The sequence below is a fragment of the Nocardia sp. KT25-26 genome (genome assembly GCF_056627695.1).
Window position 1 is genome coordinate 1,839,214 of record NZ_CM152813.1, and the last position, 23,196, is coordinate 1,862,409.

Annotated in this window: 20 protein-coding genes; 17 read left to right on the forward strand and 3 right to left on the reverse strand. The window is 65.4% G+C overall.

Annotated elements, in window-relative coordinates:
- The first annotated feature begins 95 nt into the window (after positions 1-95).
- The 7 genes from AC1HFH_RS08405 (at position 96) to AC1HFH_RS08435 (ending at position 6,733) form a co-directional block, all read left to right on the forward strand.
- Positions 96-2,081: an acetolactate synthase large subunit gene (locus AC1HFH_RS08405; RefSeq protein WP_480246865.1), complete on the forward strand. Its 1,986-nt coding sequence runs from the start codon at positions 96-98 to the stop codon at positions 2,079-2,081.
- A complete protein-coding gene (gene ilvN, locus AC1HFH_RS08410) occupies positions 2,078-2,578 on the forward strand; it encodes an acetolactate synthase small subunit (RefSeq protein WP_480246866.1) in 501 nt (166 codons plus the stop codon). Before AC1HFH_RS08405 ends, ilvN begins: the two co-directional genes overlap by 4 nt.
- Positions 2,579-2,745: 167 nt before the next feature.
- Positions 2,746-3,747 (forward strand): ketol-acid reductoisomerase, encoded by a 1,002-nt coding sequence (gene ilvC, locus AC1HFH_RS08415; protein WP_480247775.1) that lies wholly within the window; start codon positions 2,746-2,748, stop codon positions 3,745-3,747.
- Between the two features lie 353 nt (positions 3,748-4,100).
- Positions 4,101-4,817 (forward strand): hypothetical protein, encoded by a 717-nt coding sequence (locus tag AC1HFH_RS08420; protein ID WP_480246867.1) that lies wholly within the window; start codon positions 4,101-4,103, stop codon positions 4,815-4,817.
- Positions 4,814-5,221, forward strand: a complete 408-nt coding sequence (locus tag AC1HFH_RS08425) for a hypothetical protein (RefSeq protein ID WP_480246868.1) — start codon at positions 4,814-4,816, stop codon at positions 5,219-5,221. Before AC1HFH_RS08420 ends, AC1HFH_RS08425 begins: the two co-directional genes overlap by 4 nt.
- Entirely contained in the window at positions 5,202-5,762 is a 561-nt protein-coding gene (locus AC1HFH_RS08430) for a hypothetical protein (protein ID WP_480246869.1), read from the forward strand. Before AC1HFH_RS08425 ends, AC1HFH_RS08430 begins: the two co-directional genes overlap by 20 nt.
- Positions 5,759-6,733, forward strand: coding sequence for a hypothetical protein (locus AC1HFH_RS08435; protein ID WP_480246870.1), 975 nt, complete (start codon positions 5,759-5,761; stop codon positions 6,731-6,733). Before AC1HFH_RS08430 ends, AC1HFH_RS08435 begins: the two co-directional genes overlap by 4 nt.
- Here the strand turns inward: AC1HFH_RS08435 and AC1HFH_RS08440 are convergent.
- Positions 6,688-7,527, reverse strand: a complete 840-nt coding sequence (locus AC1HFH_RS08440; RefSeq protein ID WP_480246871.1) for a class I SAM-dependent methyltransferase — start codon at positions 7,525-7,527, stop codon at positions 6,688-6,690. The two genes, AC1HFH_RS08435 and AC1HFH_RS08440, sit on opposite strands and share 46 nt — an antisense overlap.
- A 107-nt stretch (positions 7,528-7,634) precedes the next feature.
- On the opposite strand from AC1HFH_RS08440, the gene AC1HFH_RS08445 reads away from it, so the two are divergent.
- Together AC1HFH_RS08445 and AC1HFH_RS08450 are read left to right on the forward strand one after the other, a co-directional pair.
- Complete coding sequence (locus tag AC1HFH_RS08445) at positions 7,635-8,309, forward strand: MBL fold metallo-hydrolase (protein WP_480246872.1); 675 nt, start codon at positions 7,635-7,637, stop codon at positions 8,307-8,309.
- A gap of 58 nt (positions 8,310-8,367) precedes the next feature.
- Positions 8,368-9,747: a DUF2252 domain-containing protein gene (locus AC1HFH_RS08450; protein WP_480246873.1), complete on the forward strand. Its 1,380-nt coding sequence runs from the start codon at positions 8,368-8,370 to the stop codon at positions 9,745-9,747.
- A gap of 73 nt (positions 9,748-9,820) precedes the next feature.
- On the opposite strand, the gene AC1HFH_RS08455 is transcribed toward AC1HFH_RS08450, so the two are convergent.
- Positions 9,821-10,159, reverse strand: coding sequence for a hypothetical protein (locus AC1HFH_RS08455; protein WP_480246874.1), 339 nt, complete (start codon positions 10,157-10,159; stop codon positions 9,821-9,823).
- Positions 10,160-10,343: 184 nt separating this feature from the next.
- Between AC1HFH_RS08455 and AC1HFH_RS08460 the strand changes: the two genes are divergently transcribed.
- Together AC1HFH_RS08460 and AC1HFH_RS08465 are read left to right on the forward strand one after the other, a co-directional pair.
- Positions 10,344-11,225, forward strand: coding sequence for an AAA family ATPase (locus AC1HFH_RS08460; protein ID WP_480246875.1), 882 nt, complete (start codon positions 10,344-10,346; stop codon positions 11,223-11,225).
- Positions 11,226-11,277: 52 nt separating this feature from the next.
- Positions 11,278-12,702 carry a vWA domain-containing protein gene (locus tag AC1HFH_RS08465; RefSeq protein WP_480246876.1) on the forward strand — a complete coding sequence of 475 codons (1,425 nt, stop codon included), beginning with the start codon at positions 11,278-11,280 and terminating at the stop codon, positions 12,700-12,702.
- A gap of 12 nt (positions 12,703-12,714) precedes the next feature.
- On the opposite strand, the gene AC1HFH_RS08470 is transcribed toward AC1HFH_RS08465, so the two are convergent.
- Positions 12,715-14,370: a TIGR02391 family protein gene (locus AC1HFH_RS08470; protein WP_480246877.1), complete on the reverse strand. Its 1,656-nt coding sequence runs from the start codon at positions 14,368-14,370 to the stop codon at positions 12,715-12,717.
- 310 nt (positions 14,371-14,680) lie between these two features.
- On the opposite strand from AC1HFH_RS08470, the gene AC1HFH_RS08475 reads away from it, so the two are divergent.
- The 6 genes from AC1HFH_RS08475 (at position 14,681) to AC1HFH_RS08500 (ending at position 23,196) form a co-directional block, all read left to right on the forward strand.
- Positions 14,681-15,808, forward strand: a complete 1,128-nt coding sequence (locus AC1HFH_RS08475) for a DNA cytosine methyltransferase (protein ID WP_480246878.1) — start codon at positions 14,681-14,683, stop codon at positions 15,806-15,808.
- A gap of 168 nt (positions 15,809-15,976) precedes the next feature.
- Positions 15,977-18,532, forward strand: coding sequence for a Z1 domain-containing protein (locus AC1HFH_RS08480; RefSeq protein WP_480246879.1), 2,556 nt, complete (start codon positions 15,977-15,979; stop codon positions 18,530-18,532).
- Between the two features lie 158 nt (positions 18,533-18,690).
- On the forward strand, positions 18,691-19,539 hold the full coding sequence (locus tag AC1HFH_RS08485) for a PD-(D/E)XK motif protein (protein ID WP_480246880.1): 849 nt from the start codon (positions 18,691-18,693) through the stop codon (positions 19,537-19,539).
- A gap of 95 nt (positions 19,540-19,634) precedes the next feature.
- Positions 19,635-21,458: a hypothetical protein gene (locus AC1HFH_RS08490; protein ID WP_480246881.1), complete on the forward strand. Its 1,824-nt coding sequence runs from the start codon at positions 19,635-19,637 to the stop codon at positions 21,456-21,458.
- A complete protein-coding gene (locus AC1HFH_RS08495) occupies positions 21,458-22,354 on the forward strand; it encodes a hypothetical protein (RefSeq protein ID WP_480246882.1) in 897 nt (298 codons plus the stop codon). Before AC1HFH_RS08490 ends, AC1HFH_RS08495 begins: the two co-directional genes overlap by 1 nt.
- Positions 22,351-23,196, forward strand: a complete 846-nt coding sequence (locus AC1HFH_RS08500; protein WP_480246883.1) for a DUF6339 family protein — start codon at positions 22,351-22,353, stop codon at positions 23,194-23,196. The genes AC1HFH_RS08495 and AC1HFH_RS08500 overlap by 4 nt, the downstream gene beginning before the upstream one ends.

A 23,196-nucleotide genomic window follows, 5' to 3' on the forward strand; every position in this document is an offset into this window, starting at 1 on the left:
AGAACAAGTGTTGACTGTGCCCGTCGGCCCGCCGGCCGAGGTCCTCGGCCGAGGCATCGGCCGAGGTCGGAACGACAAGAGAAGGAACGAAGACGGTGAGTGCACCAACCGCACGGCCCGGGCCCTCGGCCCGCAGGCCCGCGCCTTCGGCGAATCAGCAGGCCGGTAGCCCGGCCGCCGGCACCCAGCGCCAGGTTGCGCCCGAGCGCATGACCGGCGCCCAGTCGGTCGTCCGCTCCCTCGAGGAGCTCGGCGCCGACACCGTATTCGGCATTCCCGGCGGCGCGATTCTTCCGGTGTACGACCCGCTGTTCGATTCGCCGAAGGTCCGGCACGTGCTGGTGCGGCACGAGCAGGGCGCCGGACACGCCGCCACCGGCTACGCCCAGGCCACCGGCAAGGTCGGCGTGTGCATGGCGACCTCCGGCCCCGGCGCCACCAACCTGGTGACCCCGATCGCCGACGCGCAGATGGACTCGGTCCCGTTGGTGGCGATCACCGGTCAGGTGATGGCCTCGCTGGTCGGCACCGACGCCTTCCAGGAAGCCGACATCTCCGGCATCACCATGCCGATCACCAAGCACAACTTCCTGGTCAGCGACCCGATCGATATCCCGCGCATCCTGGCCGAGGCATTCCACCTGGCGGCCTCCGGCCGGCCCGGCGCCGTGCTCGTCGACATCACCAAGGACGCGCTGCAGGCCGACACCACCTTCAGTTGGCCGCCGGAGATGCGGCTGCCCGGTTACCGGCCGGTGACCAAGCCGCACGGCAAGCAGGTGCGCGAGGCCGCCCGGATGATCATGGAGGCCGAGGCCCCGGTCCTCTACGTCGGCGGCGGCGTGATCAAGGCGGAGGCCTCCGCCGCCCTGCTGGCGCTTGCCGAGCTCACCGGGATCCCGGTCGTCACCACGCTGATGGCCCGGGGTGCCTTCCCGGACAGCCACCCGCTGAACATGGGCATGCCCGGTATGCACGGCACCGTCGGCGCGGTCGCCGCCCTGCAGAAGTCCGATCTGCTGATCACCCTGGGCGCCCGGTTCGACGACCGGGTGACCGGCAAGCTGGATTCGTTCGCCCCGGACGCAAAGGTGATCCACGCCGATATCGACCCCGCCGAGATCGGCAAGAACCGGCATGCCGACGTCCCGATCGTCGGGGACGCCCGCGAGGTCATCGAGGAACTGATCGAGACGCTGCGGGCGGATCCGGCGGCGGCCGGCCGACCGGCGGCCACCCCGCTGCTGTCGCTGGACGAGTGGTGGAGCTACTTGGACGGGATCCGCAAGGCCTACCCGCTGGGCTGGACGCCGCCCAGCGACGGTTCGCTCTCGCCGGAGTTCGTCATCGAGGCGCTCGGCCGGCTCGCCGGACCGGACGCCATCTACTGCGCCGGCGTCGGCCAGCACCAGATGTGGGCCGCGCAGTTCATCCACTACGAGAAGCCGCGCACCTGGCTGAACTCGGGTGGTCTCGGCACCATGGGCTACGCCGTGCCGGCGGCCATGGGCGCCAAGATGGGTGCGCCCGACAAGGAGGTCTGGGCGGTCGACGGCGACGGCTGCTTCCAGATGACCAACCAGGAGCTGGCCACCTGCGCCGTCGAGGGTGTGCCGATCAAGGTCGCCCTGATCAACAACGGCAACCTCGGCATGGTCCGGCAGTGGCAGACGCTGTTCTACGAGGAGCGCTACTCCAACACCGACCTCGGTACGCACACCCTGCGGATCCCCGATTTCGTCCAGCTGGCCGAGGCGCTGGGCTGCGTCGGCATCCGGGTGGAGTCCGAGGAAGAGGTCGAACCGGCCATCCGCCGGGCCCAGGAGATCACCGACCGCCCGGTCGTGATCGACTTCATCGTCGGCAAGGATGCCCAGGTGTGGCCGATGGTCGCAGCCGGCACCGGTAACGACGAGATCATGTTCGCCCGCGGGATCCGGCCGCTGTTCGACGAGGACGAGCAGGTGTCCGAGCCGGCCGTGATCCACGAGGCGATGACGCATGTCGACGCGGCCGCGCCGCAGTCGGACACAGCGGCCGCGCCGCAGGCCGACGAGCAGAACGAGGGAACCGAGGCATGAGCACCCACACACTCAGCGTGCTGGTGGAGGACAAGCCGGGCGTGCTGGCCCGGGTCGCCAGCCTGTTCTCCCGGCGCGGGTTCAATATCGAATCCCTGGCCGTGGGCGGCACCGAGGTGCCGGAGATCTCCCGGATGACGATCGTCGTCACCGTCGACGATCTTCCCCTCGAACAGGTCACCAAGCAGCTCAACAAGCTGGTGAACGTCATCAAGATCGTCGAGCAGGACGCCGAGGCGTCGGTGGCCCGCGAGCTGATCCTGGTGAAGGTGCGCGCCGACGCCAGTGTGCGCACCCAGGTGATCGAGGCGGTGCAGTTGTTCCGCGCCAAGGTGATCGACGTGTCCCCGGATGCGCTGACCGTCGAGGCCACCGGGACCCGTTCCAAGCTCGATGCGCTGCTGCGGATGCTCGAGCCGTACGGGGTCCGCGAGATCGTGCAGTCGGGTGTGGTCGCCGTCGGCCGCGGCCCGAAGTCGATCACCGCGACGCGCTGACATCGCGCCGGTCGCGGTCGGATATCCTGGCCGCGATCGGCGGTCGGCCCGCTCGAGCCCCGTCCGCGCGGGGGAAGACCGAATTTTCTACAGAAACCGCATGCGAGAGCATGCGTCCCCGGGTCCGCCGGGGATGAGCCGAAGGGACCAACCAAGTGGCAGTCGAGATGTTCTACGACGACGACGCCGACCTGTCGATCATCCAGGGTCGCAAGGTCGCCGTGATCGGCTACGGCAGCCAGGGCCACGCGCACTCGCTGAGCCTGCGTGACTCCGGCGTCGACGTGCGCGTCGGCCTCGCCGAGGGCTCCAAGTCGCGGCCGAAGGCCGAGGAGGCCGGGCTGACCGTCGGCACCCCCGCCGAGGTCGCCGAGTGGGCCGACGTGATCATGGTGCTGGCCCCCGACACCGCGCAGGCGTCGATCTTCACCAATGACATCGAGCCGAACCTGAAGGACGGCGATGCGCTGTTCTTCGGCCACGGCCTCAACATCCACTTCGGCCTGATCAAGCCGCCGGCGAATGTCACCGTCGCGATGGTCGCGCCGAAGGGCCCCGGCCACTTGGTGCGCCGGCAGTTCTCCGACGGCAAGGGCGTGCCCGCCCTGATCGCGGTCGAGCAGGATCCGAAGGGTGAGGGCCAGGCGCTGGCGCTGTCCTACGCCAAGGGCATCGGCGGCACCCGTGCCGGCGTCATCAAGACCACCTTCAAGGAAGAGACCGAGACCGACCTGTTCGGTGAGCAGGCCGTGCTCTGCGGTGGCACCGAAGAGCTGGTCAAGACCGGTTTCGAGGTCATGGTCGAGGCCGGCTACGCCCCGGAGATGGCCTACTTCGAGGTGCTGCACGAGCTGAAGCTGATCGTCGACCTCATGTACGAGGGCGGCATCGCCCGGATGAACTACTCCGTCTCCGACACCGCCGAGTTCGGTGGCTACCTGTCCGGTCCGCGCGTCATCGACGCCGGTACCAAGGAGCGGATGAAGGCCATCCTCGCCGACATCCAGGACGGCACCTTCGTGAAGCGCCTGGTCGCCAATGTCGAGGGCGGTAACAAGGAGCTCGAGGGTCTGCGCAAGCAGAACGCCGAGCACCCGATCGAGGTCACCGGCGCCAAGCTGCGCGGCCTGATGAGCTGGGTCGATCGCCCGATCACCGAGACCGCCTGAGTCGTTCGTCTGTTCGAAACCCTGTGGCCCGCCGATGCGCATCAGCGGGCCACAGGTGTGTCCGGGGCACGAGGAGATCGGCAGTGCTGGCCGGGTACGCCGATCCGCCCCCTCACGATCGGATCGGTGCACCGGCGGCACTGTTCGTCCGGTGGGCAGCACCGTGAGTTCCAGGGGGATGCCATCCGGAGATCATGAAACTATCATGAGACTCACATGATATCGAGATGTGATGATGGTGGCGGCATGATCTGCTGGATCGATGTTCATGATTGGTCTGTGAGTTGTCCTCGGCGGCGAAACTTCCGGACGAACGGACCGGATCGGGCGCCCGGTGGAATAGGGTTCCGATCGTGGTGACGTGGGATCAGCAGAAGCGCTTCGGCGCGATCGTCGCCGAACGGCGGGACCGGCTGGGCCTGACCAGGAAACAGGTCCACTCCGCGGGCGGGCCGTCGGTCGCCACCCTGGCCCGCATCGAGAACCCGGCCTCGGATACCGCGCCGCCCAGCCACCGCACCCAGCAGTTGCTGGACGTCGGGTTGCGCTGGACACCGGGCAGTTCGGGTACGGCGCTGCGCGGCGGTGCACCCACGGCCGCTGTCGTCGAGCCGGCCGGCGCCCAGGCGCCGGGGCCGCTGCCCGACCCGCTGGGCTTCCGGCGGATCGAGGTCGATATCGATGTGGTGGACAGTCTGATCGCTGCGGCCGACCGATGTTTCCAGCTGTGTGAACGCACCGACCTTCCCGAACCGGTCGCGGTGGCGGCCCGAGAGGTCCGCGAACAACTCGGTACCGCAGTGGGCCGGCTGGCCGCGGCACAGGCCACCGAGGTGCTCGAGCGGGCGGGCGGCCCCGGGAACCGGTTGCCGGACCGGATCGAACGACTGATCGGCGCACTGCTGGCGGCCGAACCGGCAGCGGACGGCAGCGAGCGGGAGGAGCAGCTGTACCGGCGCTGGCTCGCGGGCCGGGCGGGCGACCTCGAACCCGGCCGGGTGGACCGGTTCAGCCGGCGCCGCCGGGCTAAGGTGGAACGGATCCGCTTGTCCGAGGGAGAAGATCGTTGAGCACCACCGGCCGCATCGTCCCGCTGGAGGATCGGGTGAACCTGCTGTTCGCCACCATGATCGACCCGGACGGTGCCGAAATCACCACTGCCGCCGTGGCCGCAGCGCTCTCCGAGACGCTCGGCAGCCCGGTGACCACCGAGGAGATCTCGGTGTTGCGCAGTAGCGGGGCCGGCCCGGTGCGGGACCCGCTGCTCGCCGCACTCGCCCGGTTCTTCGATATGCCGGCGGGCTTCCTCGCCGACGACCCGGCGGCCTACTACAGCACCTACCTGCAGCTGCGGTTGCTGCTCGTCCAGCGCGACCGCCGGATACCCTTCCTGGCACTGCGCCCGAGTTCGGATTCGCTCGACGACGGCGCGGTGCGGGAATTGACGGAATACCTTGAAGCTCTCGACCGGTGACGACGATCCGGACCGGGCCGTAGCGCAACGGGCCGTCGCCGGTATGCCACTGCGCCGCCCCTGGTCGATGGCGGATTTCGTGGCCGAGCTGAGCCTGCGCCGGGACCGGCCGATCGAAATCGTCGCCGGGCTGGGTGAATACGAGGGCAACGACTTCTCCGGAATCTGGATTCCGTTGCCGGAGAAGGATCTCGTCCGATACCGGGCCGGGGTGCCACCGATTCAGCGCGACGGGATCGTCGCACACGAGATCGGGCATATCGTGCTGGGCCACGAGATCGCACCCGAGGAGCGGCTCGGGTACTACTCGCGCACGGCACCGGACATTCCGGTGGCCGTCGTCGAGCGGCTGCTCCGGCAGCAGGCCTGCCTGCGCAGCAATTTCGACACACCGGTCGAACGGCAGGCCGAATGGTTCGCCACCTTGCTGATGGAGGCGGCGGCCGAACTGGACAAGCCGCTGCTTCCGGACCGGCCGATCGATCCCCGCCGTCGCCGGATGCTGGAACGGGCCGCCGGGGTCTTCGGGTGGTCGGTGTGAGTGTCGCCGTCACCGCCGTGGTGCCCGTGCTGCTGCTGGTCCTGGCCGGGCAGCGGATCCGCACCGCCACGACGCCCCGGGGCCGCTCGACCGGGCTCGACAATCCGCTCACCCAACTGCTGTTGCTGCTGGGGCTCGCGAAACTGTGCCGGATCCGGGTGGTGACCGACGAGATGATCAATCCGGTGCTGGCTCGCTGGACCGGCGTCACCAACATCATGTCGCTGGCCGGGATGACGTTCGGAGCGCTGGCCGCGCTGCCGATTCTGGGTCTGTGCGCCTACATCACCGGCCGCGACATCCGAGTCAGGACACAACTGGCTGCGGGCGCCGTCATCGTCGCAGCGATGCTCGGCACGTTCCTGCGGACACCGATGGCCGAGATCCCGACCTCGTATATGAGCAACCAGTTCGCGGTGACCGGACCGGTGCTCGGTTACTGGGCGACCTATCTGACGCCGCTGGCCGTCGCCACCGGCGTCGGTGCCGGATATGTGCTGCGCGAACTCTGCTGGGTCCGGCGCGGTCCCTTCGCCTGGGCGCTGGGCGGTATCGCCGGCGCCGCCGTCCTCGGCCTGCTGTACTGCGCGTTCAAGGTGACCAATCTGGTCCTGCAGTACCGCGGAATCGACAACTACTGGCACCGCAATGCGGAGGTGATCTCGCTGGCGCTCGGGCTCTGTGCGGTCGCCTCGGCCGGTGTTTCCGCCGCGATCTACGCCTGGCATGTGCTGGGGGACCGGGTCCGCCGATATCGGCTGCTGCGCCGGTACGGGGAGACCTGGAACCGGGCTCGGGCCCAGCATCCGGATGTGGTGCTGGATCGCAGCTTCGAATTCCGTCCGACCCGGCGGGTCTGCTGGGCGGCGTCCCGTTCCTCGGCCGCCGCCTATCGGCTGCGGATCGAACTCGCCGACCACGCGCACTACACGGGAGTTCGTTCCCCCGCGATCAGCCAGGCGATCTCCTGACCGGGCTGTTCGGCATAGGGCAGTTCCCGGCCGAGCGTGCCGCCGTGCGCCTTGATCGTCGTGGCGTCGACCGACCACCCCCACGGCGCCAGCCAGGCGGCCGGGTCCGCGATATGCGATCGGAAACCGTAACCGGCGGAGGTGGTTCGCTCGGTCATCTCCCGGGTCTGTGCCTCGGTCAGGGCGCCGGTGCCGAAGTGCCCGCACAGGAACCGACTGCCCGGCGCCGACAGTTGGGTGAGTGCCGTGATCAGCCGGTCGTTGGTCGGCGCATCGAAATAGATCAGCAGCCCCTCGGCCACCCAGACCGTCGGCGCGGTGCGATCGAAGCCCGCGGCCAGGAGCCGATCCGACCAGCCGGGATCGGTGAGGTCGGCGGGCACGTCGGTGCAGTTCCCGGTGCCTGCCGGCACCTGATCCGCGAGGACTGTGCGTTTGAAGGACAGCACCTTCGGCAGATCGACTTCGAAGAAACGGGTATCGGGCGGCACGTCGAGCCGCAGAGCACGGGTGTCGAGGCCCGCCCCGAGCAACACCACCTGCCGGCATCCGGCCGAGACCGCATCCAGTACCGCGGTATCCAGCCAGTGCGTGCGCACCGCCACCGATTCGTATACTCGCCCGGCGGTCACCTCCGTCAGGCCGATACTGCCCAGCGGCAGACCGGAGGCCGCTACGAACGATGCGGCGTACCGGTCCTCGAACAGTGCGTCGTCGCGGCTGCTCTCCAAGGCTCGGAAATGGGCGACCGCGACCGCGGTCGCGCTGATCTCGGTGTCGGTGAACGACGTCATGCGGCGGAAATCCTCTGAGCCATCGGCTGTGCGGGGCACCGGCGAGACTACCGGACACCCCGGACGGTCCGGTGGGACCGCGAATACCGGCTGGCTACGATCGGCGCGTGATCACGATCGACCAGCCCTACACCGGCCACGTATCCGCGGGACAGGCCGCCCAGCAGCGTGATGTGCCGGGTGCCCGGATCATCAAGATGTCGGTCGGCGGCGTCGACAACAACTGCTACCTCGTACAGGACACCGGCACCGGCGCGGCCCTGCTCATCGATGCCGCCAACGATGCGCCGCGGCTGCGCGAGCTGATCGCCCAGGAAGCACCCGGGCAGGTGCAGCTCATCGTCACGACCCATCAGCACATCGACCACTGGTGGGCGCTGCCGGAGGTGGCGGGGCTCGGCATCGCCACGGCCGCGCACGAACTCGATGCCGAACCACTGCCGGTCACCCCCGACCGGTTGCTGGCCCATGGCGACACCATCGCGATCGGCGCCCTGTCGTTCGCGGTGATCCACCTGCGCGGCCACACCCCGGGATCGGTGGCGCTCGCCCTGACCGATGCCGCCGGGCGCACCCATCTGTTCACCGGAGACAGCCTGTTCCCGGGCGGTGTCGGCAAGACGGCGACCGCCGCCGATTTCGACTCGCTCTACCACGATGTCACGACCGAATTGTTCGACCGCTATCCCGACGACACCGCCGTATACCCGGGCCACGGCGACGACACCACCCTCGGCACCGAACGCCCGGCGCTGCCGGAATGGCGTCGCCGCGGTTGGTGACCCGGTATCCGGCGCGCCGTTCCTTGCCGGTCGGCTCCGGCGGCGCGACACTTGCTCGATGAACAGAGCCACCACGTCCCGGGTGCGCGCCGCCGATATCGTCCGGGACGCCCGCGCCGAGGGCAAGGCCGCGCGCAACCGCGTCTCCCGCAGCGAACTCGGGACGTGGGCGGCCGGCCCGGACCGTACCGACCCGGTAGCGATCCTGGAACGGCAGGCGCAGACGCGGGTGTCGTCGCTGATCCCGATCCGGTATGCCCGGATGCTGCACAACCCGTTCTCCTTCCTGCGCGGCGCCCCGGCGATCATGGCCGCCGATCTCGCCGCCGGCCCGAACACCGGGCTGGAGGTGCAACTGTGCGGCGATGCGCACCTGTCGAACTTCGGCCTGTACGCCTCACCCGAACGCAATCTGGTGTTCGACCTGAACGACTTCGACGAAACCCTGCCCGGCCCGTTCGAATGGGACGTCAAACGCCTCACCGCCAGCGTCGCCGTCGCGGCCCGCGACAACGGGTGCCCGCACGACCGGGTGGTGGACGCCGCCCGATCCGCGGCCCGCGCCTACCGCGAGACCATGGCGCAGATGGCCGGAACCGACAGCCTCACCGTCTGGTACATGCACGTCGACGCGGACCGGGTGGCCGAGCTGGTCAAGAAGCCGAAACACCGCAAACAGGTCGAGAAGAGCATCGAAGGTGCCCGCAAACGCACCAGCCTGCAGGCGTTGCGCAAGCTCACCGAACCCGATGCCGACGGCGTACCGCGGATCAAGAGCCAGCCGCCCCTGCTGGTGCCGATCGAGAATGCCGACCAGACCGATACCGAGCACGTGTTCGCCGACTACCGGCGCAGCCTGCCGGACGAGCGCCGGGTGTTGCTGAACCGCTATCGGCTCGTCGACATGGCGATGAAGGTGGTCGGTGTCGGCAGCGTCGGAACCCGCTGCTTCATCGTGCTGATGATGGACGAGGAATCGGGCGCACCACTGTTCCTCCAGGTCAAGGAGGCGCAGGAATCGGTGCTGGCCGAGCATCTCAAACCCAGCCGGTACCACCATCAGGGGCATCGCGTCGTCGTCGGGCAGCGGCTGATGCAAACTACCAGCGATATCTTTCTCGGTTGGGCGACCGGCCCCGCCGGGCACTACTTCCACTGGCGTCAGCTGCGGGATATGAAGGGTTCGGCCGACGTCGACGCGATGACGCACAGCGAACTTGCCGAGTACGCCGCATTGTGCGGTGGGGTGCTGGCCGAGGCGCACGCCCGTTCCGGCGACCGGGTCGCCATCAGCGCATACCTCGGCAAGAAGGACGTGTTCGATCGGGCGATGGGGGAGTGGGCGGTGGCCTACGCGGACCAGACCCTGGCGGATCGGCAGGCCCTGGCGGCGGCTGCCGAGGCGGGCCGGATCCAGGTCGCCGAGCATCCGTACTGAGCCCAGGGTCGGTAGTGAACCGGCGCCCGGCCGGAGAGCCGGTTCACTGAATCGGATGAGGCGGTCCGGCAGATCAGAAGCTGCCGAATCCGTGCGGGAACCATGGGCTCCACCAGTAGTGGTGGTGGCCGTGCCCGTGGCCGCGGTCGTGGCCCGGCCGGCAGTCGTTGCGGTGATCGTTCCACCGGTCGTGGTAGCCGCCGCGGTGGTCGTAGCGATCGCAGCGATCGCGATGATCGTAACCGTGGCCGTGCCCGTGGCCGTGTCGGACGTCCACCACGGCAGCGCCCGGAGACACCGCATCCGCTGTCGCCGGTGCCGTGACTGCGGCGAGGGGGACGACGGTGAGCGTGCCTGCCACAGCGAGACGAGCCAGTTTCCGCCGGCTCGCAGTGGAGGTGGGGGAGAACATTGTGAATCCTTTCCCTGGTAGGGACTGACACCATCCACTCTCTCTCCGATGTGGCGAAAAATACACACCGGACCGGGGATGTGCGGGTTTTTTCGACCCTGGGTACGAGTTTTCCCTCCGGGACGACCCCGAGTCCGTTCTCGGGGAAGATGGGTGGTTCGAATGCCGCCTACAATGGCTACCGATGAGTAACTTCTATTCGTCGGTGGACGCGGTGACCCGGCAGTTGACCGATGCCGGGTATCTGCCGTCGACCGACGTCGCCACCGCGGTGTTCCTCGCCGACCGGCTCGGTAAACCGCTGCTGATCGAGGGGCCCGCCGGCGTCGGAAAGACCGAGCTCGCGAAGGCGGTGGCCGCCACCGCCACGGCCGAACTGATTCGCCTGCAGTGCTACGAGGGCATCGACGAAGCTCGTGCGCTCTACGAGTGGAACCATGCCAAACAGCTGCTGCGCATCACCGCGGCCACCGAGTCCGACTGGGCCGGCACCCGCGACCACGTCTTCACCGAGGAGTTCCTGCTCGCTCGGCCGCTGCTCGCCGCGATCCGCAGCACCGGTCCTGCCGTCCTGCTCATCGACGAGCTCGACAAAGCCGATGTCGAACTCGAGGGCCTGCTGCTGGAGGTGCTCGGCGACTTCCAGGTCAGCATTCCCGAACTGGGCACCGTCGCCGCCGTCCGCCGCCCCTTCGTCGTGCTGACCTCCAACGCGAACCGCGACCTGTCCGAGGCACTGAAACGGCGCTGCCTCTACCTGCACATCGACTATCCGAGCCGGGAACTCGAAACCGCGATCCTGCGGATGCAGGTGCCCGAGTTGGCCGCCGAACTCACCGAATCGGTGGTCGGCACCGTCGGCGCACTCCGGCAGTTGCCGTTGCGCAAGGCCCCGTCGGTCGCGGAGACCGTCGACTGGGCTCGCACCCTGGTCGCGCTGGGCACTCGGCGCCTGACCGGCACCGTGGTGCGGTCCACGCTGGGCGTGCTGTTGAAATACCAGTCGGATCATCGGATCGCGAGCGAGCGGCTGGCCCTCGACGACGAATCGGTGGAAGCGCGATGACCACCGACTACCGTCGGCCCCGCGGCGGCCACCCGCTCGAAGGGGTACGGCAATGAGCGCCGAAGCCACGACCGGCACTACCGCTGACCGCCTGGTCGGCTTCGTCACTCTGCTGCGTGAGCACGGCATCCATGCCGGCCCCAGTGAAACCGTCGATGCCGGTCGGGCACTGGTACTCCTCGGCGGTGTCGACTTCTACCGGGCGCCCCGGGCCGAGCGTGCTCGGTTGCCCGCCGCCCGCGCCGAGCAGCTCCGCAGCGGGCTCGCCGCCTGCCTGCTGCGACGCAACGGCCAGCGCACTGTCTTCGACCAGCTCTTCGACCTGTACTTCCTGGGCGTCACCACCCCGCCGGCCGGACCCGCCGCCGACACCGCAGCCCTTCAGGAACGGTTGACTGCCGCCCTCGTCCAAGGCACCGACACCGCCGAACTCGCCCGCGAGGCCCTCGACACCTTCGGCGCCTACGGTGGCGCCGGCGAGAGCGCCGGCCGGGTCACCACTGCCTCCGGTGCCGGTTGGTCCTCCTACCTCACGATGAAATCGATACGCCCGGACGAAATCTCCGAGCAGGTCGCCCAGACCATGGGCGGCACCGGACAATTCGACACCGCAGTGCACACCCTCGAGGCCCGCCGCCGCGTCGATCGCTTCCGCTCTCAGGTGCAGACCGAGGCCCGCCTGCGCTCCGCCGATCTCCGCGGCACCGACTACATCGCCCGCCGTGGCGTCGAAACCAGCAGCGACGCAGTCGACTTCCTCGGAGCCCGGGAACAGGACCTCGCCGAGATGCGCCGCCTCGTCCACCCCCTGGCCCGCAAACTCGCCACCCGCCTCGCCGTGCGCCGCCGCAAGGCCGTCCGCGGCCGGATCGACCTGCGCCGCACCCTCCGCCGCTCCATGGCCACCGGCGGCGTTCCCGTCGACCCGGTCCTGCGTGCCCGCCGCCACGGCCGCCCCGACCTCGTAGTCCTGGCTGACCTCTCCGGATCCGTCAGCGGTTTCGCCGAATTCACCCTGCAACTGGTCCAGGCCCTGCAGGACCAGTTCAGCCGCGTCCGCAGCTTCGGATTCGTCGACAACTGCGCCGAAATCACCGACTTCTTCACCCCGGGGGAACCGCCGACCGGCGGGCTCGCCGCCCGCATCGTCCGCGAATCCACGGTGGCCCGCTTCGGCAGCAGCAACTACGGCGAAGTACTCCAAGGCTTCGTGGACTCGTACCTGGATGCCCTCGGCCCACGCACCTCCCTGCTGATCCTCGGCGACGCCCGCACCAACCGCACCGACCCCAACCTCGCCGCCCTGGAAACGATGCTCGAGCGCGTCAAACAGGGCTACTGGCTGAACCCGGAACCGGCCCGCTCCTGGGCGACCGGGGATTCGGCGGCGGAGGTGTACGCGGAGGTTGTCGACATGCACGAGTGCCGGAACGTGCGGCAGTTGGGGGAGGTTGTGGGGCGGTTGTTGCCGGTGTGAGGTCGGTAAGTCCTATTGGGTTTCTTGCGCCCGCAGCTGAGCATCATCGAGGCGCCTGGTGAGGTGGGAAACGAGACTCAAAGCATCGAGGCAGTCTTGAAACGTGAATGCGCCGCATTTCTGGAGTGCTTCAACCTCTTCGTGTGCCAGTGGGTTTCTAAAGGCTTGAACTATCCCTATTGAAAGCTCTTTCTGTCCATTCTCGATGTTGTTGATCGATTTCTTGGTGAACATTCCGAGTTTGGCGTACCGGGCGAAAACCGATAGTCGACCTTTTGTCGCACCGAATGCACCGTTGACAACGTCCCATGCTTCATCGGAATTTACGCCAGATTTCTCTCTTGATATGCTGATGTATCTCTTTATGGCTTCTTGAAGTACCTGGAAGTAGGCGCCTCGCCTGTACGCATCCTCGGTGGCATCGCGAATCTCTGGGTGGATGTTTCGCCAGACGTATTCGGCATTCTCTGGGGCCAGCTTATTTAGATCCTTCAGTAGTTCGAACTGCTGTGCTGCAGTTAAGTCCAACTGGTCGGAGGTGATGTCATCAACCATCCTACGTAGGTTCTCTCGATCGCGTTTCGGCTTGACGGAATCCACCCAGGAGTCTGTTGACATTCCGAGCTTGCTCTCGCGTTCTGATCGGTTGGCCTCCGAGCGTTTGCTTCGCCAATCCTGTACGAGCCTGCTAAGTAGGTTTCGAAGAGCGTGCCGCAGTGACGTAGCAACCTCGGTTTCCCAGTCGAGGGACCTGCGGTCCGTGGCTATGACGTCTTCGTTCGAGGCGTCGATAAAGTCGACGACGATGCTTCCAGTCAAATACGAGTATGCGTAGCTCGATTCGGAATTTCCGAAGAATTCTGGCTCATTCACCATCCGGCCATTGGCGTAGAGGGTGACTCCTCGCATCGTTGAAGTCAAAGGCTTTCTTGCAGACACAATTCGGCCCGTGATCCCTTTTTTTAGGAGGAGATCATCATCGTCGGACAGGAATTCGGGGAGGCTCCAGGAGAACTCTTGGTCTATTGAATTGAGCCGCAATTCGGGGCTCACTAAAACGGGATCTCCGACGGCAGGGATGACGGTTATGCGGAAGTCGGAGTCGGCATAGTTGAATAGCCGCGCCAAACTGGACGCCAGGCTCCTGGCGTCGATTGCGGTCTTTCTCTTAAGTTCGGTTAGTTCGACGGTCGTTCCATGGCTTGCTTTGGTTACTGACAGCGTGCTCTCCTTGGGAGAGTATGTACCGCTCGCGTTCATCATGTCGTCGTAGGACATCTCTATCCGTACGGCGGATGTCGAGTTGGCTCGAGTTGTGGTCAGGCATATATTCTTCCCTATTCCAAACAGGGCAAGTTTGCCGAGCCCCTTTTTTCCGGAGACTCGTCTACGGCCGCTCTCAGTGAAATTCGATGCCTCGGTTCTCCTACGGTTTCGTCCTATGTGTAGATACTTTTCCGACACGTCTGTCCGGGTCATGCCATGGCCATTGTCCTTGACGCGCACGGATGTCGATCCATCGATGAATACTTCTATTTCGGTTGCATCTGCATCGTACGCGTTTGCGATAAGTTCTGCGAGTGCATTCGGAAGGTGGGAATACATCCGAGCGCCGAGGTGGTCAACTGTTTGAGGGTCGAATGTCAGTATGAGATCGTCTGTGGTCAATGGTGTATGCACTCGTCTTCCGTGGGATTTCTGGGGTCGGGAGCTGCGGGGCTGGAAGCCATGCAGCTGGGTCGGATGTCGTGTGGCTCGATCACAGGTGTGCCCACGATCTGGGGCGACGACGTATGCCGGGCTGCAGGCTGGTCGGGCTGTGTCGAGTTCGAATGGTGCTGTAGACCACAGTAATTCACTGTAGCAGGCAGGTGTGTGCACTCCAGCATGCGACACTGTCGGACCGTTGCCCTGACTCGGAGACCGGAGGTCAAGGGAACCGCCGACGTTCGATCCGACAGGCCGTAGTATTCACAACATGCCAGTTGATTCTGCCGTCGACATGCCGTACGAGATAGTCGACCTGTTTGCCGGGCCTGGTGGGCTGGATGTGGCGGCAAGGTGGTTGGGCGTCCCCGCAACCGGGATCGAGTTGGACGACGAGGCTGTGGCAACAAGGGATGCGGCTGGTCTCAAGACCGAGCACGCCAGCGTTACAGACCGCGGTCCCGAACACTTCCCGACTGCGAATGTGCTGGTAGGAGGACCGCCATGCCAGACGTTCTCGGTGGCTGGTGCTGGAGCAGGTAGGGAGGCCCTAGACCGGGTCCGTGACATGGTTAAGCGGATGGGTGCGCGAGATGCGACAGTAGCCGCCGACTTGCAGGAGCTCGACGACGAGCGAACCGGCCTGGTGGTGGAGCCTCTGAAGTGGGTTCTGGAGGCGGTGAGGCTGGGAAGACCGTATCGGGCAGTTGTGCTGGAACAGGTCCCCGCAGTTCGACCGGTCTGGGATGCTGTAAAAGAAGTGCTGGAAGCCGAGGGGTATCAGGCGAAGGTGACAGTACTTCGTGCCGAAGAGTTCGGCGTTCCGCAAACCCGCCGACGCGCAATCTTGATCGCGAGGCTGGGAGGCTCAGTTGACCTGCCGGAGCCCACGCACAAGGCATTCCGGCATACGTCAACCCGCCAACGGGATCATGCCCTATCGATGATTGGCGATGAACGCCGAGACTACGTGTCCATGGGGGACGCGCTCCAACTGAGTCGTCCGTTCACGGTGGTGTCGAACTATGGCACGGGCGGGGACCCCAAAGCCCGTGGCCGTCGTCAGCACCATGAGCCGGCCTATACAGTGACGGGAAAGGTATCGCGCAACCGGCTCGTCGAAGCTGACCGGGACGAGACCTATATTCGCCACTTGAATGAGCGCGATGCGGGTATTCTGCAAACCTTTCCGCATGATTTTCCCTGGTCAGGAAGAGACGTCGCACAACAGATCGGTAACGCTATTCCGCCGAGGTTGGGTGTGCATGTGCTGGCGCAAGCCCTGTTCGGATCTCGACCGGATGTCGAGGAGCTGAATCGAGTGGTGCGTAGCTCGTGGGCTGATGCCGACAATTTCGCCGAGCGATTGATTCAACGGCAGGGTTCTGTACCGGCCTGAGAATCGCTGCCCAGTGGCGGCGCATGGGATTGAAGGACCGCGATCAGAGACGTTCCCCGTAACCACATCGATAGCGGGCGGTTCCGTCTACTGTTGGTGATGTACGTGGGGGGGTGGCCTCCAACAACGATGCGAGTATCGGCAGACAGCGGGAGAGACGCAGTGAGCGTGGATCTGATCGACCAGCAGTACGAGGCGTTCAAGACCTACCTGGACGTGGATGTGCCATCCGAGGCGATCAAGAAGCTGTCACTGTTCGCCCCGCCCGACGTGGTCAAACGGATCCTGGAGCGATTCGAGCAGGAGAAGCTGCAGATCACCGAGATGCGGGATCCGCAGTCGGTGGTCCTGGACAACTTCGAGACCTGGTACGCAGGCCCGCATCCGGGCGACAAGCTGTGGCCTTCACTCGTGGATGACCTGGGAAAACGGGGTTGGGAGGATGGTGCGGTGAGCAGTTTGGACGACTCGTCCACGCGCATCGTTTCGTTGCTCCGGCATCCACGCGAGACCGAGTTCTCGACTCGCGGGTTGGTGGTCGGCTACGTGCAGTCGGGGAAGACCACCAACTTCACGGCCGTGATGGCGAAGGCTGCTGACCGTGGGTACAAGCTGTTCATCGTGCTGGCCGGTATCCACAACGGGCTGCGCCGGCAGACGCAGGCACGCCTGATCCAGCAGTTGGTCGAGCCGAACCCGAGCATGTGGTCGCAGATCACCGACCTGGACCAGGACTTCAATCCGACTGCGAACCCTGCCGGGTTCTTCGGTAAGGCGAACAAGACCCACGTGCTGTGCGTGGTCAAGAAGAACGCCACTGTCCTGCGCAAATTGGTGAAGTGGCTGGGTGACGCGTCGGACTACCTCGCAGACTGCCCTGCGTTGATCATCGACGACGAAGCCGACCAGGCGACTGTGGCTACGAAGTCGATCAATCCGCTGATCCGGGGCGTGCTGGGCTCGCTGCCCAAGTCGGCCTACGTCGGATACACGGCATCGCCGTTCGCGAACCTGCTGATCGACCCTGCTGCTGACGACCTGTATCCGGAGAACTTCGTCGTCAACCTGCCCAAACCTGACGGGCACTTCGGAACTGAGGTCCTGTTCGGCCGCTACGCGCTGGATGGCGAGGATCCCACAGAGGTGGATGACGGCTACGACATGATCCGCACTGTCCCGGACGACGACGTGGCGATGGTGCGGCCGGCCGGTAAGGAGGACGCCGAAGACTTCCTTCCGAAGATCACCGACACGATGCGCCGGTCGGTGCTGTACTTCTGGTTGAGTACGGCGGCGCGTCGGGTGCGGGGCACCGGCAACCCCCACAGCACGATGCTGATTCATACCAGTGTTCGGACCGCGGTCCACAACAGCTTCTACCAGCCGCTCACAGCGCTCAAACAGAAGACTCTGGCCGGTTCGGATGATCGGTTACTGCGCTCGGAGCTTCGTGAGATCTGGGAGAGCGAAACCGCCCGGGTGCCTGCCGGCGAGTTCGGGGAAGTACCGGTTGAGTTCGATCAACTGCTGGGGGAGTTGCCCGGTGTGCTTCGGGATTGTCGGGTGATCATGGACAACTCGGAGAGTGTGGACCGACTGGACTACGAGAACGGCCCGGTGGTTGCGATTGCAGTCGGTGGTAACACGCTGTCGAGGGGACTCACGCTGGAGGGGTTGGCCGTCAGCTACTTTGTGCGATCGGTCTCCACGTACGACACGTTGTTGCAGATGGGGCGGTGGTTCGGTTACCGGCACGGGTATGCAGATCTGCCGCGGATCTGGATGACTGCCGAACTGGAGGAGTGGTTCCGGCACCTTGCGACCGTCGAGACGGAGATGCGCCGGGACATCGACGTGTACATGACCGAGGGGAAGACCCCGCTCGAGTTCGCCGTTCGATTGCGCACCCACCCCGCATTGCGGGTGACAGCTGCGGCCAAAATGAAGGACGCGGTCACTGCCGCGGCAGCGTACGGCGGGCTGCGGGTGCAGACGCGGTACTTTCGGACCGACGGTGAATGGCTTCGGAACAACCAGACGGCCGCTTGCAAGCTGGTGGCGCAAGCCGTTGCCCAGGGCAATGTGGATGAGCGTGCCGCTGCAGGACGGTACGTCATCCGCGACGTTGCCGCCTCTGACGTCGTCGAGTTCCTTCGCAACTACCAGTTCCACGAAAAGTCGCAGGAGTGTGACGGCGGGCTGATGGCGGCCTATATCGAGAAGCGGATCCGGAACTCGGGGACGCTCCGTCGCTGGAACGTCGCGATCGTCGGCAACCCAGTCGGATCCGATGTCGGAGATTTCACGTTCGCTCCAGGCGTGACAGTCGGCCGGGTCGTCCGCTCCCGGCTGAACACCACCGACCCCGGTTTCGTCGACATCAAGACGCTGATGAGCCGGCGTGACGCCGCCGTAGATCTCACCGGTGACACGGGGGCGTGGACAGAGGACGAGATCAAGCAGGCTCGGAAATCTCAGATGCCCGACGCGGGCCTGCTCGTGCTGTATCCGATCGACCGAGTATCGGAGCCCGTCCAGGGACAGAAATCCAAGCGCCTGAAACTGGATGCGCCTGAACACGTGATCGGTGTCGGTCTGGTGTTCCCAGCACCGCAGGACACCGACACGCAGGTGGTGTGGGAAACCGGGTACGTGTCGGCCGATTTGTCCGGCATCGATATCGAGGAGGAGGACCTCACCGCGCTCGAGGCGGACGACGCGTGACGCTCTCTCGGATATTCGTCGAGCAGTGGACGGCCCTGGCCACCCGCCCACCACGCAGTGAATCGGCCCTTGCCGTTGCACCACTGCCGGTACACACTGCCCTGGGGCCGCTGCTGACAGGGATCGATTGCGATGGCAACCGCCGACTCTTGGTCCCCATGACGAACAGCCAGCTCGTCCGGAGTGGACTGGACGGTCCGGTTCTTCGTCTACGGAAACGTCCGCTGGAGGGCGATTCCGGGCAGCGAATGTATGCGGACCTGGTGTGCCTGCGCCGAGACCTCGACGACATCTTCGCCCACCTCTGCGCAGACGTGCTGCATACCGTCGAACAACTCCGAGATATCCCGCTGAAGGTGCTCAACTCGGTGCTTGATCGCTGGCGGGCTCTGTGTCTGAACCCTGGGCCACCGTTGGGTCCTGCCCGTCAGGCGGGGCTGTTCGGTGAATTGCTCGTGCTGCGCAGGCTACTTGAACGCGACAGCAGTGCCTATCGGCTGTGGACCGGACCCAGTGGGCACCGGCATGACTTCGCCAACGAGTGCGTGGCCATCGAGGTGAAGGCGTCCACTGCCACCGAGGGCCGCAAGGTGCGGATACATGGTCTCGACCAGTTGGAGGCTCCACTGGACGGCCGGCTCGAGCTGGTGTGGCTGCGGCTGACGAGCAGAGAACGGAACGGAATCGGGCTGCTGGATCTGGTCGGTGCTGTGCTTTCCTTGGCCGACGACGAGAGTGCGGTATTGGATCGCCTGGCCGCGGCCGGTTTCCGGATGGCGGACCGGGACAACTATCAAGCATCCTCGTTCGCTGTGGTGGAGGAACGGTGGTATTCGGTCGACGTTGCGTTCCCGCGGTTGACGACCATCGATCTTGCGGCAGCCGGCATCGCTACGAACGTCGCCGAGGTCGACTACACGATCGATCTCGGTGGTAACAGTCCTAGTCCGATCACCGACATCGACGTGGAGGAACGGCTGCGAGAACTCATCGAGGAGGCGGTGTGACGGGTCCGGCGTGGGTGTCTCAACCCTTTCCCCCGGAAGGTGCGAGTGCCGCGGAGGGCATCCGCAACCAGCTCGGAAAGCCTGCTCTGGACCATATGACGATTCTCGTTCGCGAAGCGGCCCAGAATAGTTGGGACGCTCGCATATCGGACGGCACCACAGTCGACTTCCGTCTCGACTTGACGACGGTGAGTGCTGCCGATGCGCCTGCGTGGCGTGATCACGTGCTCCGCAAGGCGCCCACCCGACAACAGTTGCCGTTGCGCGAGACGCTGCAGCGGTCAACGATTCGGGTTCTTGCTGTCTCCGATCGAAACACTCGCGGCCTCGGCGGACCTACGAGGGCCGATGTGGTCACCGACCGGGGACGCGACTTCGTGGCCTTCCTTCGCAACATCGGTGAACCTCGAGACCAGAAACTCGGCGGCGGTACCTACGGATTCGGCAAGGGGATCCTCTACCTCATGTCGAAGGCCGGAACGATCCTCGTCCACACTCGATGCCGGTTCGAGGGACGCTTCGAGACCCGTTTGATGGGGGCAGCGCTCTGGAACAGCTATGACGCCCCTGGCCCGGACGGGATGCAGAGGTTCACCGGACGCCACTGGTGGGGTGACAATTCTGGGACGGTGATCGAACCGTTGGTGGGCGTGGCAGCAGATGCGATGGCGGCCCGGTTGGGGCTGCGCCCTTTCGGCGCGGAGGAGACCGGAACGACTGTCGTGATCGTGGATCCTGATCTGGGTGACTGGGAGCCGGCTGCAGCAGCGGAGTACCTGGCCGAGACGATGACCTACCAACTGTGGCCGAAGATGATTCCGGACGCGAGTGGTTCACTCCCGATGAAGTTCGCGGTGACGTGTGACGGAATAAGCTATCCGGTTCCGGAGCCTATCGAGATCAAACCCTTGGCACTGTTCGTATCCGCCTATGAGCAGATGGTCGGTGATGACGCGAAGGAACTCCGCTACGGTCGAGAGAAGAAGCTGCTCGGTAGGTTGGGATTCACCAGCACGGTGGCGAGCCCGTTCGCGCCGAGTCATGCGGCAGAGATGGCCGGCTTCGATGGCGGCATGGCGCACCACATCTGCCTGATGCGGCCTGCGGAGCTGGTAGTCACCTATTGGGCCGGCCGCCGGCCGCCCAGCGAGATCATGTCGTATGCGGGCGTTTTTCGTGCCGACGCATCGATGGACGAGACCTACGCCGGTGCCGAACCTCCGACACACGACAGCTGGAACCCGGAGTCACTCGACCACCCGGCCAGTTCGCATGTGCGGGTCACCTTCACTCGCATGAAGGAGGTCGTCGACCAGGCACTCGAATTGCGTGGACGTGGGAACGCGGAAGTTGCGAACGTCTCTCTCGGCGCAGCCAGCGATCGACTCTCTCCGCTGGTCGGCGGCGCCTGGGGGATCGGGTCGGCCACCGAATACGGTCGTCCCGGCGATACCGCCGCTCCTAAACGTGGTCGGCCGAAGCGACGTCCCAGTGGTAGGAGAATCGCTTCCGAGGAAGCTACCAAGACGGGCGATTCCGGCGCTGTGGGCGGTTCGAACGGTAGTGCGCCACAACCCCGCAAACCGAGGCCCAGGGTCGACTATGTAGGCAATCCCGAGCCCGAGGACCTTTGGGGCAATGCTGTCGTAGTGCAGCGGTTCACGTTGCCTGCCGGAATTCCTCAACGAGTGAGCGCTGATGTGGCGGTGGCGCTGGCCTCGGACGGCGGTCTGGAAATGGATCCACCATCCGGCGCCGATGTGCCGGGTTTGGTCGGATGGCAGGCACCGGACGGCACTCTCCATCAAGCGCCGACCTTCGTCATCGAAGGTGGCGACGGGAAGGTGTGGCGGGCAGTGGTCAAACCTGCCGCCGACACTATGACCGACATCGTGCTGTTCACTGAGGCGGTGGGGTGATGGCGCACCGCGTACTCCCGTACAAGCAGCCGTCTGCAGAGGCGATCCGAGCCGGCGAGTGGAAGCTCGTGATCGGTGACGATGAGCTACCTCTACCGGAGGCATACCCACACTGGGATTATCAGACAGATGTCAGGCTGCGGCGGGAATTCGACATCGATCTCGTGCGGGTACGCAGCGAAGCGACTCTCGCTGACAATACCGATCTCACCCTTGCTGCCGTGTGGACGTCGACCGGGTCGAATCTACGGGGCGCGGCCGCACGGGTGGTGGTACCACCGGACGGAAGAGTCAGGGTCGATGTCGAACTGTCGGGAGCAGATCTCGGCGGCACCCTCCTGCTCGACACCTCGCTCGTACTGACCCGCCGTCGGCGAGGAACCGACCGTCCTGTTGCGGCACGTCGCGGCGGCTCCGTGCTGTGGAGTGATCGAGACAGCATCCGGCTCCAGGGCGATGCCCCTCAGTTCCCGATTGCCGTGGTCGATTTCGCCAACACCGTAATCCCCGAAGCAGCCGCATGGCACCTCGAGATCGGAACCAATTTGGATGCTGCCACGATGGGGTCGATGCTGCTGCTCGTGAATGAGAAGAAGCCAGCTGTCGCGGATGCGTTACAGCGTGCCGGCCGGCCGCTTCCGCAGGACCATCTGGTGCTCTCGGTGCTGTATGCAGATGTGGCACGTATCATGGTCGATCATGCACTGCGCATAGACGAGTTCGCCGACGATGCGATCTTCATCGATGAGTCGTTGGGGTCCACGCTTCAGGAGCTGTTCGAACGGTTGTTTCCCGGACGATCGATCCAGGATGTTCGACTTCGAGCGGCGGAATCTCCTGCGGTGTTCGCCTCCGAACTGCAGGCGGCGGTGAAGATCTTCGAGGGGGTCCTGTGAGCCTGCTCTATCCGAGGTTGTTGGCCGGGCGAGCAAAAACTCTCGCAGCCGAGTATCGGCCGCTGGGCGCGGAGGACCTACTCCGCAACTGGGCCGCAACCGATGACGCAGCAGTGTTCTCGGCTACCGGTGGAACTCGAATCGGTGCGGATCGTTTACAGGTGTTGCGTGAATCGGTCCTGGATCTCGCCACCGAATACGGGTTTCCGAGTCCGCCTGCAGTAGCGGACAAGACCGCGTTCGACCTGCGTCTGGCGGTGCTCTTGCATCGCGATATGCGGATCACCCCGGCCGAGGCTGCGTCAGGAGACGTGTGGGCGTTTCTGGCCCTGGTATTGATGCCCGACATCGCCAACTGGCGGTATCCGGACCCGCCGGGAGACCGAGTGCTCGGCACCGACCTCACCCGCCACGTATTCGGCAGGATGTGGTGGCGAGCCCAGCTCGTGTGTTCGGTGGGAGACCCGGACCCGTACGCGGCGCTGCACATCCTCGGCGAGGCTGCGTTCGACCAGATCTATGCCCGTCGTGTCGCCCTGGGCGGTAGTCCGCACCTCATCAAGGCGATCCTGCGGGTGTGGAACGGGATGGACCTTACGGGCCTGCCGCAGCGCCATGTTCTTCGGGATTTCCTCAAGCGGCTGCTGCGTCTTGCGCCCTTCGTGGTGTTCGAGGCACTCGATGAAGACTCCCTCGACGAGGAATTGAGTGAGGTTGCGCGGGAGGCGGTCGTGGGTGTGCTGACCGCTGAGCCCGGCGCGACAGGTGGGGATACCGATGTCACTGCACAGGTGGACAGGGTGTTCGCCCGGACGGCTATCGGTCCGTTTGCGGCTACCTGA